General features: G+C 61.7%; 10 protein-coding genes. 6 read left to right on the forward strand and 4 right to left on the reverse strand.

The genetic code is table 11. From position 1 onward, the window contains the following. Window positions 1–212: 212 nt before the first annotated feature. Entirely contained in the window at window positions 213–755 is a 543-nt protein-coding gene (gene orn / locus BFP96_RS21845; protein ID WP_065886529.1) for an oligoribonuclease, read from the reverse strand. A 108-nt stretch (window positions 756–863) separates the two neighbouring features. Between orn and rsgA the strand changes: the two genes are divergently transcribed. Continuing rightward, on the forward strand, window positions 864–1,895 hold the full coding sequence (rsgA, locus tag BFP96_RS21850; RefSeq protein WP_065886530.1) for a small ribosomal subunit biogenesis GTPase RsgA: 1,032 nt from the start codon (window positions 864–866) through the stop codon (window positions 1,893–1,895). A gap of 286 nt (window positions 1,896–2,181) precedes the next feature. Then, on the forward strand, window positions 2,182–2,577 hold the full coding sequence (locus tag BFP96_RS29495; RefSeq protein ID WP_083216675.1) for a type II toxin-antitoxin system PemK/MazF family toxin: 396 nt from the start codon (window positions 2,182–2,184) through the stop codon (window positions 2,575–2,577). A gap of 60 nt (window positions 2,578–2,637) precedes the next feature. Here the strand turns inward: BFP96_RS29495 and motB are convergent, their stop codons facing one another. Both motB and motA read right to left on the reverse strand, forming a co-directional pair. Next, window positions 2,638–3,660, reverse strand: coding sequence for a flagellar motor protein MotB (gene motB / locus BFP96_RS21860; protein ID WP_065894492.1), 1,023 nt, complete (start codon window positions 3,658–3,660; stop codon window positions 2,638–2,640). A gap of 3 nt (window positions 3,661–3,663) precedes the next feature. Next, a complete protein-coding gene (motA, locus tag BFP96_RS21865) occupies window positions 3,664–4,515 on the reverse strand; it encodes a flagellar motor stator protein MotA (protein ID WP_065886533.1) in 852 nt (283 codons plus the stop codon). Window positions 4,516–4,682: 167 nt separating this feature from the next. On the opposite strand from motA, the gene BFP96_RS21870 reads away from it, so the two are divergent. Genes BFP96_RS21870 through asd form a run of 3 tightly spaced genes read left to right on the forward strand, consistent with a single transcriptional unit; the run spans window position 4,683 to window position 7,967 of the window. Further along, a complete protein-coding gene (locus tag BFP96_RS21870) occupies window positions 4,683–6,218 on the forward strand; it encodes an HDOD domain-containing protein (RefSeq protein ID WP_065894490.1) in 1,536 nt (511 codons plus the stop codon). Between the two features lie 57 nt (window positions 6,219–6,275). Next, window positions 6,276–7,091, forward strand: a complete 816-nt coding sequence (gene rhdA, locus BFP96_RS21875) for a thiosulfate sulfurtransferase (RefSeq protein ID WP_065894488.1) — start codon at window positions 6,276–6,278, stop codon at window positions 7,089–7,091. A gap of 15 nt (window positions 7,092–7,106) precedes the next feature. Continuing rightward, window positions 7,107–7,967 (forward strand): archaetidylserine decarboxylase, encoded by an 861-nt coding sequence (asd, locus tag BFP96_RS21880; protein ID WP_065934815.1) that lies wholly within the window; start codon window positions 7,107–7,109, stop codon window positions 7,965–7,967. A 122-nt stretch (window positions 7,968–8,089) separates the two neighbouring features. On the opposite strand, the gene serB is transcribed toward asd, so the two are convergent. Then, the gene (gene serB, locus BFP96_RS21885; protein ID WP_065886537.1) at window positions 8,090–9,304 is read right to left on the reverse strand and encodes a phosphoserine phosphatase SerB; all 1,215 of its coding nucleotides are present in this window, start codon (window positions 9,302–9,304) and stop codon (window positions 8,090–8,092) included. 133 nt (window positions 9,305–9,437) lie between these two features. On the opposite strand from serB, the gene BFP96_RS21890 reads away from it, so the two are divergent. After that, window positions 9,438–10,973, forward strand: a complete 1,536-nt coding sequence (locus BFP96_RS21890) for an AhpA/YtjB family protein (RefSeq protein WP_065896720.1) — start codon at window positions 9,438–9,440, stop codon at window positions 10,971–10,973. The last annotated feature ends 202 nt before the right edge of the window (window positions 10,974–11,175 follow it).

An 11,175-nucleotide genomic window follows, 5' to 3' on the forward strand; every position in this document is an offset into this window, starting at 1 on the left:
GCCTGCGTTCGGCCAGCGTGGTTTAACGGGGCGCCTGAGATCAAGATCAAAAGCCAGATCAAGAGCGGCTCGCTTCGCATCGTGGTTACGGTTGAGCGCTACAGAGTTGTGTAGATACCTATGCCCCGATAAGGGAGTGTCAGTCAATGCATCCGGGCCTGACACACCGCCATCGGGGGCCCCCTCCCAAATGTCCAGCGGTCGCGTCGATTTCACGCCTTGATGAAATGCTTGCGGTAGTGCTGCAACTCGGCGATCGACTCGCGGATATCGTCCAGCGCCAGGTGCGTGCTGCCCTTATGGAAGCTGTCCTTGACCTCCGGCGCCCAGCGCGCGGCCAGCTCCTTCAAGGTCGACACGTCCAGGTTGCGATAATGGAAGTAGCTTTCCAGCCCCTTCATATGCGTATAAAGGAAGCGCCGGTCCTGGCAGATGCTGTTGCCGCAGATCGGCGACTTGCCCCTGGGTACCCATTTTTCCAGGAAGGCGATGGTTTCGGCTTCGGCCTCGGCCATGCTGATGCGGCTGTCGCGTACCCGCTGGGTCAGGCCCGAGTTGCCATGGGTGCGGGTATTCCACTCATCCATGGTGGCGAGGACGGCATCGCTGTGGTGAATGGCGATCACCGGACCTTCGGCCAAGGTGTTGAGGTTGCTGTCGGTGACAATGGTCGCCATCTCGATGATGACGTCGGTGTCGGGGTTCAGACCGGTCATTTCCAGATCGATCCAAATCAGGTTCTGTGGATTTTGCATGGCTTGATTCTCTTGGCACCTTGGCGTAGCTGCGCAGTTTAGCAGGCGGCGCCGTGCTAGACTCGCGACCGTTTTACCCAACTTTTGCATTATCGACACGGAACACCAATGGCCAAACGCCAGCTCAATCGTCGCCAAAACTGGCGCATCGAAAAGATTCAAGGTGAACGCGCAGCGCGCGCCGCCAAACGTGAATCCTCCGCCGTGGAAGCGCTCGAGGGCGGCGACCTGGGGCCCGAACAAACCGGCCTGGTGATCGCGCACTTCGGCGTGCAGGTCGAAGTCGAGGCGCTGGAAGGCGAACTCGCAGGCACGGTGTCCCGCTGCCACCTGCGCGCCAACCTGCCCGCGCTGGTCACGGGCGACAAAGTCGTGTGGCGCGCCGGCAACCAGGGCATCGGCGTGATCGTCGCCCAGTTGCCACGCAGTACCGAACTGCGCCGCCCCGACAGCCGCGGTCAGCTCAAGCCGGTGGCGGCCAACGTCGACATGATTGTGATTGTGTTCGCGCCGCTGCCCGAGCCCCACGCCAACCTGATCGACCGCTACCTCGTCGCCGCCGAGCATGCCGGTATCCGCCCGCTGCTGCTGCTGAACAAATTCGACTTGATCGACGAACAGAACGCTCCGGCGCTCAACGCTTTGCTGGCGGTCTACCGCACCCTGGGCTACCCGGTGCTGGAAGTGTCGGCCCATCACGGCAACGGCATGGAACAGCTGCAACAGCAGTTGGACGGGCGCATCAGCGTGTTTGTCGGCCAGTCTGGCGTGGGCAAGTCGTCGTTGGTCAACAGCCTGCTGCCGGAAGTCGACACCCGCGTCGGCCCGCTGTCGGAACTGTCCGGCCAGGGTACGCACACCACCACGACCGCACGGCTGTTCCACTTCCCCGGTGGCGGTGAACTGATCGACTCCCCGGGCATTCGTGAATTCGGCCTCGGCCATGTCAGCCGCAGCGACGTGGAAGCAGGCTTCATCGAGTTCAACGACCTGATCGGCACCTGCCGCTTCCGCGACTGCAAACACGACCGCGAGCCGGGCTGTGCACTGCTCAAGGCGCTGGAGGATGGCCGTGTGCAGCAGCAGCGGATGAACAGCTATCGGTCGATTATTGCGAGCTTGCCTGAGAGCAGTTATTGACGGTCAATTTCTTGATACACATAAACCAGGGTGCTGAACGCCCTAGCCCATTGATTTAACAGGAGCAGGCATCAAGAATCCGGGTCAACTGGGTGGCTGATACACACACGCCAGCTTGTATTCGGATTTCCTGATGCCCATAATTGCTCCGTCACCAGCGAAAGCTGGCAGGAGTCTGGATCCTTTTCGGAGTTGATCCAGCGGCGCAGAAGGGGCGAAGCAAGCTCCGCTGCGTGTCGAATGAAGCCGCCTTCGGGCGGCTTTGCTTTTTGTGGGGAATTAACAGTTGGCTCTCTACTATCACCCCAAACAAGGCGATGTACTGCTGTGTGACTTCACACGAGGTTTTGTAGCGCCAGAGATGTTGAAGATCCGTAAGGTCGTAGTGATATCCCCAACCTCTACACATAATCGCAAGCTGTGCACCGTTGTGCCGATTTCCTCGACCGCACCAGAAATCCAGTACGACTGGCACCCTCCACTACGCGCCAACCCACTTCAATCCGACGGTTATAAAGAGCTGTGGGTGAAATGCGACATGATTTACACCGTCAGCTTCGAACGCCTCGACAAATTGCATAGAAAGACTCGCGCCAAGGGTCGAGAGTACTTCGTACCACGCCTGTGCGCTGATGATATGCGCGGCGTAATCGGTGGTATCAAAGCGTACCTGCCACTCTGACCACACATGAAAAAGCCCCGAATGATCGGGGCTTTTTCATGTGTGGCTTATAGAAGCCGCTTACGACCCCGGCGCCGGCGCAGGCACCGTCGGGTCCTTCACTCCACCGTCATCAAACAGGTTCAGCTTTTGACGCAGCTCATGGGCCGGCAGCGGCTCCTGACCTGGCGGGAGCGCGTTCGGGTCCGCCGGCACTTCACCGGGGGCGCCCTCACCCTGTGCAGGCGGTGGCGGCGGCTGATCGCCCTCAATCGCACGCTGGGCCTTTTTGGTCAACACAACGATATCGATACGCCGGTTGATCGGGTTGAACGGATCTTTCGGATCAAACAACTGCGATGACGCAAAGCCCACCACCCGCGCCACTTGCGGGTCCGGATAGCTGCCGGCCACCAGCGCGCGGCGGGCGGCGTTGGCGCGGTTGGCCGAGAGTTCCCAGTTGCCGAAGTCGCCCTGCCCCGCATAGGGCTTGGCATCGGTGTGGCCGCTGACGCTGATCTTGTTCGGCACCGCCTTGATGGTGTCGGCCATGGCCAGCAGGATATCTTCGAAGTACGGCTTCAAGCGCGCGCTGCCGGAATCGAACATCGGCCGGTTGGCGGCGTCGGTGATCTGGATACGCAAGCCTTCCGGGGTGATCTCGAAGGAAATCTGATCCTTGAATTTCAGCAGTTGCGGGTTTTCCTCAACCTTGTTCTGCAGTTCCTGCAGCAACAGCTCAAGTCGCTCTTTCTCGACCTGTTCGGCCATGGTTTCGACCTGATCGCGCTCGATCGGGATTTTCTCCTGAGGCGATTCGGTCTCAACTTCCGGATTGATGGTGCGCTCCGGCGCCAGCTGCGGCGAGCCGCCCAGATCGATTACGAAGGGTGTACCACTTTCCGAAAAACCAATCGGGTCCTTGAAGTAACCCGCAATGGCGATCTTCTGTTCAGGGGTGGCGGTGGACATCAGCCACAGCACCAGGAAGAACGCCATCATCGCCGTCGCGAAGTCGGCGAAAGCGATTTTCCAGGCGCCGCCGTGATGCCCCGCGGCGAAGCGCTTGACGCGCTTGATGATGATCGGCTGGTTGTTTTCCATGGCTTAGCGACCGCGAACCGCTTGTTCCAGCTCGGAGAAACTTGGGCGATGTTTCGGGTACAAAACCTTGCGCCCGAACTCCACTGCCAGCGACGGCGGCATGCCTGACGCCGAGGCGACCAGGGACGCCTTGATCGCTTCGTAGAGGTTGATTTCTTCCTTGGCGTCATGCGCCAGGGAGGTGGCGAGCGGGCCGAAGAAACCGTAGGCCGCCAGGATACCGAAGAAGGTGCCCACCAGCGCCGCACCGACGTGCATGCCGATGGCCGCCTGATCGCCCTCGCCCAGGGAGGCCATGGTCACCACGATACCCAGTACCGCCGCGACAATACCGAAACCCGGCATGCCGTCGGCAATCCCGGTCACGGCGTGGGAAGGATGCTCCAGCTCTTCCTTGAGGCTGAACAGCTCCATGTCGAACAGGCCTTCGAGCTCATGGGGCGCCATGTTGCCGGAGGACATGATGCGCAGGTAATCGCAGATATACGCGGTCATGCGCTCGTCCTTGAGCACGGCCGGGTACTTGGCGAAGATCGGGCTGGCGGCGGCGTCTTCGATATCCCCTTCGATGGCCATCATGCCTTCGCGGCGGCTCTTGTTGAGGATCTCGTAGACCAGCCCCAGCACTTCCAGATAGAACGTGTGGGAGAAGCGCGAGCTGAACATGCCCAGCGACTTCTTGATCACGTGCATGGTCATGTAGCCCGGGTTGGCCTGCAAGAAGGCACCAAAGGCGGCGCCGCCGATGATCAACACTTCGAAAGGCTGAATCAGCGCGGCAATTTTACCGTGGGACAGGACGTACCCGCCGAGCACACTTGCGATGACGACAATGATGCCGATAATTTTAGCCATAGGGGATCTGTACTTGCGCCGTCGGGTTCATGGACATAGTGGGTGCAGCTGAAAAACTCTTGTTCTACTTATCGGCGAAACTGCGCCAGACTATAGCCCGTTAAGGCGAAAAGCCAATTCAGCCCGTTACGGGTGTGTTGAACACATATGATGATCGCGCCCCAATCATGGCTAATGAAACGACAGTCCCAACTGCAAGACCCACCACCCTCGCCGCCTGGATCCAGCGCCTGGACGACGTGCTGCTGCCCGTTCCCCAGGCCAGCCATGAGCGCGTGTGCAAAGCGATCCGCGACAGCCGCAGCTCATTGAGGGACATCGCCGAGCTGATGCAAGACAGCCCGGCCCTGGTGCTCAGCGTGATGCGCGAGGCCAACAGCCACACCCACGGCAGCCTGGCGGAACCGGCGGAAAACCTCGAAGTGGCGCTCAATCGCCTCGGCCTTAAACGCGCCGAAGAACTGCTGGTGCGCCTGCCGTCAGTGCCGGCCCGCGAGATTCCCGTCGCGCTGCGCCAACTGCTGCTGGTCAGCCAGCACGCGTCCCAGCAAGCCAACGGCCTGTTCGGCAGCCGCCTGGCGCGCCTGTGGCAGGATATCCATTGGGGCAGCCTGCTGTTTCTGTCACCGTTGTGGCCGATGGCCGTGGCCTACCCCAAGCTGCTTGAGGAATGGGAGCTGCGGGTGATCCACAAGGGCGAGTCGGCGCGCAAGGTCGAGCAGCAAGTGTTCGGCGTGCGCCTGCTGGACCTGTGCCTTGGCCTGACTGCGGCCTGGCACCTGCCGATCTGGGTATCCCAGGGCTATAACCTGCTGCTGGGCGAGCGGCGTCTGCTGGTCAAGGCATTGCGTATCGCCCGCGAAGACGACCCGCTGCGCCACCAGCAGTTACTCGACGCCGAACCCAACCTGCGCCGCTGGCTGAATCAGCCGGCCAACACGGTGCTGTTGGCCAACGGCCTGGCGCTGTCGGCGCAGGAGTCCTGGACCTGCCCGCACACCGAGCGCTGGCAATACCTCACTGCGCTGTACCTGCAAGAGCCACTGGGCGATGTGCAGCAGCAGGTTCACCAGCAAGCGGTCACCAGTGCCCGCAGCACCCTGATGCCTGATCTCTGGCACCCGGCGCTGTCGCTGATCTGGCCGTGGCACGTGCAAAAAGTCCATCGTGGCTTGCTGCCCGCGCCACCGCCCACGGCTGAAGCACTGGCGCTGTGGCGCAACCGTTGCACGGAGCTGCTGGTCGAGCCGAGCCGCTTTGCCAATGCGATGCACCTGACCACGTGCGCCAAGGAAGCCCTGGTCGCCAGCGGCATGCAGCGCGTATTGCTGTTCATGGCCGATCGCGCCTTGAGCACCTTGCGTGTGCATCAGGCCGATGGCTTGCCGAAGGACGCCGCCAACCTGAGCCTGGATGTGGTCAACAGTACATTGCTGCAACGCTTGCTGGAAAAGTCCGCCCAGGTGCGTCTCGGTCCTGACAACCATGCGCAGTTCGCCGCCCTGCTGCCACCGATCCTGCGCCGCCTGTTTACCGGCGAGCACCTGCTGTTGCGCTCGCTGAGCTGTAATGGCCGCGTGGTCATGCTGATGGTAGCTGACCAGGGTGGCGGGCCGTTCTCGGAAACCACCGTGCAAGCCTTCGGCAAAACCGCGCAATGCGTCGAAAAAGCCCTGCACAGCTTTACCAACCGCAGCGCCTGATGCTTGCGCTACAATCGCCCTCCTTTATCGCCAACATTTGTGCCCAGGAGACCTCACATGCCTGACTTCTCTGGCTTGCCGCTGGTGATCGAATGCAGCGACCTGCAAGGTCGCCTTGATGCCGAACACCTGATTCTGGTGGACCTCACCAGTGCCGCCCGCTACGCCGAAGGGCATATCCCCGGCGCGCATTTCGTTGACCCCAGGCGCACCCAGTTGGGCCAACCGCCCGCGCCGGGCCTGCTGCCAAACAAGGCCGACCTGGAAAAGCTGTTCGGCGAACTGGGCCACACACCCGATGCCACTTATGTGGTGTATGACGATGAGGGCGGCGGTTGGGCCGGGCGTTTTATCTGGATGCTCGACGTGATCGGCCATCAGAAATACCACTACCTCGACGGCGGCCTGCTGGCGTGGCTGGACGAGAAGCACCCGTTATCCACCGAGGTGCCGCCCCCCGTCGGCGGCCCGGTCAGCCTCACCTTGCATGACGGCCCCACCGCCACCCGCGAATACCTGCAAAGCCGGCTCGGCGCGGCCGACCTGGCTATCTGGGACGCACGCGGCCCGCTGGAATACTCCGGTGAAAAAGTCCTCGCGGCCAAAGCCGGGCACATCCCCGGCGCCGTGAACTTCGAGTGGACCGCCGGCATGGACACGGCGCGCAGCCTGCGCATCCGCCGCGACATGCCGCAAATCCTCGAAGACCTCGGGTTGACCCGCGATAAAGAAATCATCACCCACTGCCAGACCCACCACCGCTCTGGCTTCACCTACCTGGTGGCCAAGGCGCTCGGTTATCCACGAGTCAAAGGTTATGCCGGTTCCTGGGGCGAATGGGGCAACCACCCCGACACCCCCGTTGAGATTTAAGGTTTAAGGACAGTTATGAAAAAGCAGTTGTTTATCCTCAGCCAGTATTTGCTGCCACACCACTTGCTCTCGCGCCTGGCCGGCTGCATTGCCGAGTGCCGTGTGCGCTGGTTCAAGAATGCCTTCACCCGCTGGTTCGCCAAGCGTTACCAGGTGGACATGTCCCAGGCGCTGGTTGAAGACCTGACCGCCTACGAGCACTTCAATGCCTTCTTCACCCGCGCACTCAAAGACGGCGCGCGCCCACTGGATCAAACGCCGGGCGCCGTACTGAGCCCGGCCGACGGTGCCGTCAGCCAGCTCGGCCCGATCGAACATGGCCGTGTGTTCCAGGCCAAAGGCCACAGCTTCAGCGTGCTGGAACTGCTGGGCGGCGACGCCGCGCTGGCTGCGCCGTTCATGGGCGGCGACTTCGCCACCATCTACCTGTCGCCAAAGGACTACCACCGGGTGCATATGCCACTGGCCGGTACCTTGCGCGAGATGGTCTATGTGCCAGGGCGAATTTTCTCGGTGAACCAGACCACCGCCGAGAACGTACCGGAACTGTTTGCGCGTAACGAGCGGGTGGTCTGCCTGTTCGACACCGAACGCGGGCCGATGGCGGTGGTATTGGTGGGCGCGATGATCGTGGCCTCGATTGAGACCGTATGGGCCGGGCTGGTAACGCCGCCCAAGCGCGAACTGAAAACCTTCCGCTACGACGAAGCTGCCCGTGCGCCGATTCACCTGGAAAAAGGTGCGGAGCTGGGGCGCTTCAAGCTGGGTTCGACCGCTATCGTGCTGTTCGGGCCGGATCAGGTGAAATGGACCGAAGCATTGTTGGCGGGCTCGCCCGTGCAGATGGGCCAGGGTATCGCAACACCCAAGGCCTGACGCAGAACCAAGTGTGGGAGGGGGCTTGCCCCCGATGGCGGTGGACCTGTCAATACATCTCTGACTGGACTACCGCAATCGGGGGCAAGCCCCCTCCCACATTTTTGAGCGCATTTCGTCAGTTAGAGCTGCCCATCACGGTCGCGCAAGCCCAGCAGATACAGCACCCCATCCAACCCCAAGGTCGAAATCGCCTGCTTGGCCGACTGCTTGACCAACGGCTTGGCGCGGAACGCCACCCCCAGCCCGGCAATCGCCAGCATTGGCAAGTCGTTCGCGCCGTCGCCGACCGCAATGGTCTGTTCCAGGCGCAAGCCTTCCTTGTGCGCCAGCTCCCTGAGCAGGTCCGCCTTGCGTTGTGCGTCGACAATCGGCTCCACCGCCACGCCGGTCACTTTGCCATCCACCACTTCCAGCTCGTTGGCAAACACGTAGTCAATGCCCAGCTTGGCCTGCAGCTGCTTGGCAAAATAGGTGAAGCCACCGGACAGGATGGCCGTTTTGTAGCCCAGGCGCTTGAGCTCGGCGAACAGGGTTTCGGCGCCTTCGGTCAGGCGCAGGGAAGCGCCGATGGAATCGAGCACGCTCACGTCCAGGCCCTTGAGCAGCGCCAGGCGCTCCTTGAAGCTGGCGCGAAAATCCAGCTCGCCGGCCATCGCCCGCTCGGTAATCTCGCTGACCTGTTCGCCCACACCCGCCGCCTTGGCCAGCTCGTCGATGACTTCGGCTTCGATCAGGGTCGAGTCCATGTCGAACACCGCCAGACGACGATTGCGCCGGAACAGCGAATCTTCCTGGAAGGCGATGTCGACATTCAGCTCCTGGGCCACGCTCAGGAATTCGGCGCGCAGCGCTTGCGCATCGGCCGGCTCACCGCGCACAGAGAACTCGATGCAGCCCTTGCCTTTGTCCGCCGGCGTGTCCAGCGGCATACGTCCCGACAGGCGGTCGATATGGTCGATGTTCAACCCGTAATGCGCCGTGATCGAGCTGACGCGCTGCAGTTGTTCGGCCGTTACCTTGCGGGTGAGCAACGTCACGATATGGCGCTTTTTGCCCTGGCCTTCGACCCAATGCTGGTAATCGGCTTCGGACACCGGCGTGAAACGCACCTGCTGATCGAGTTTGTAGGCCGTGAACAGAATGTCCTTGAGGACAGACGATGCCTGCTCGGTGCTGGGAATTTCCACCAGGATGCCGAACGACAGGGTGTCGTGGATCACCGCCTGGCCGATGTCGAGAATGTTCACACCACCCTGGGCCAGAACACCGGTAATGGCAGCGGTGAGACCCGGTCGGTCAAGACCTGTGATGTTGATCAGGACAATTTCGCGCAAAGCGCACCCCCAGGCTGGAAAAAAACCGCATTCTACCCACTTTCAGTGACCATCGGGCACAGCCAGCGCTTTGCCGGTCATGGGCCTGTCGCTATACTGCGCGTCAACTTCACGGACCAAGAGCCGAGCGCAAGTGAACCGGCCCACGCCAGTAAAAACCGATAACTTCTTCCTGCTGATCTTCCGGGCACTGCGCCACCGCCGTGTACCGATCGCATTACGCATCGCCAGCCATAACGTGATCCTGGTCGCTCTGGCCCTGGTGATCTACGCCTGCGTGATGGGTTTGCAGTTCAAGCAGGCCATGCATGAGCAAGCCGACGCCCTGGGCGAGAGCCTGACCACCCAGACCGCCACCTCGGCGACTGAGTTGCTGGTGTCCAACGACATTCTCAGCCTCAACGTGCTGCTCAACAACCTGACCAAGAACCCGCTGGTGGCCCACGCTGCTATCTATAGCGTGGACAACCGGATCATGGCCGAAGCCGGGCAGCGCCCGAAAAACGGCCTGCTGGGCGAAGCCGAGGGCCTGTACCAGAGCAATATCACGTTTCAGGATGTGAAAGCCGGCCAATTGCGCATCAGCCTGGACATGCAACAGTTCCAGCAACCGATGACCATCAGCCTGCAAAGCATGGGCATCCTGAGCGCGATCCTGTTGGCCTTGGCCCTGGCCTTAAGCCTGCGCCTGGGCCGGCATATCTCCACGCCGTTGATGCAACTGCGCATCTGGCTGCGCGATATCAACGAACATACCCCGGCCACCGACCGCCAGGACGAAATCGGCGACCTCGCGCGCCAGCTGCATGCCAGCTTCGCGCCGGAGCCGACGGTACCTGAGGTTGAACCCGAGCCGGAGTACGACGAGGCCGACTACAACGACGACGAGCCTGAGTTTGAAGTGCGCGACCTGCGTGACCCAGGCTTTGACGAAAGCGCTCCGGTGGCCGGTTTGAAGCCTGCGCCACGGCATGTGATCAAGGCCGAAGAAGACGAGCTGGATGACGAAGACCCGTTCGCCGACCTGCGCGATACCGCAGACACCGCGCCTGCCGTAGCGCCGAAAGCGCTTGCGACCAAGAGCACCGAGCCCCAGTACAGCGCCGTACTCGCCGTGCAACTGGGTGCCCAGGACCAACTGCGCCGCCTGCCCCGCGCCCGCTTGACGGAATTGCTGGAACGCTACCGCGACTGTCTCGACCAGGCGGCCTCGCTCTACCAGAGCGAACTGCACACCCTGAACGACGGCAGCACGTTGATGCTGTTCCACAGCGAAGACAGCGGCGAAGATTACCTGACCAACGCCATCTGCTGCGGCGAGTTGCTGCGCGCCCTGGGCCATGCCTTGCAGATCGAAGTGGCGGACAGCGGCATTACCTTGCAATTGCAGTTGGGCCTGACGGTGGGCGATGACCTGTTCGGCATCAGCCAGATCGACCTCTTGCTGACCGAGATTGCCCAGGATGCCCTGGCCTTGTCCCAGCACAGCCGCAACCTGCTGCTGGTGGAGCGCAAGATCAGTGAAGACACGCTGATTCGCCAGCGCGCACGCATCCGCCCGATTGCCAGCCCTGAGGGCGCCAGCTGTGTGGAGCGTTTGATGGAGCCGTATCCGTCGATGCTGGAGCGCCAGCTGGCGCGGATGCATGAGACCCGTAACAAGAATTGAAGAACACCGCTAAACCCAATGTGGGAGGGGGCTTGCCCCCGATGGCGGCCTCTGGGCCGACCAGGATGCTGGATCAGACCGAGTACATATCCGTTTCTGCGGTAACGACCACTTAGGGTTCCGCCCTGACGGCGGCTCACTTTTGAAAAGCGCAAAAGTAAGCAAAACGCTCTTGCCCCACCACTCGGCACCTCGCTTAGGC

Source organism: Pseudomonas sp. 34 E 7 (assembly GCF_900005715.1).
Lineage (GTDB): Bacteria > Pseudomonadota > Gammaproteobacteria > Pseudomonadales > Pseudomonadaceae > Aquipseudomonas > Aquipseudomonas orientalis_A.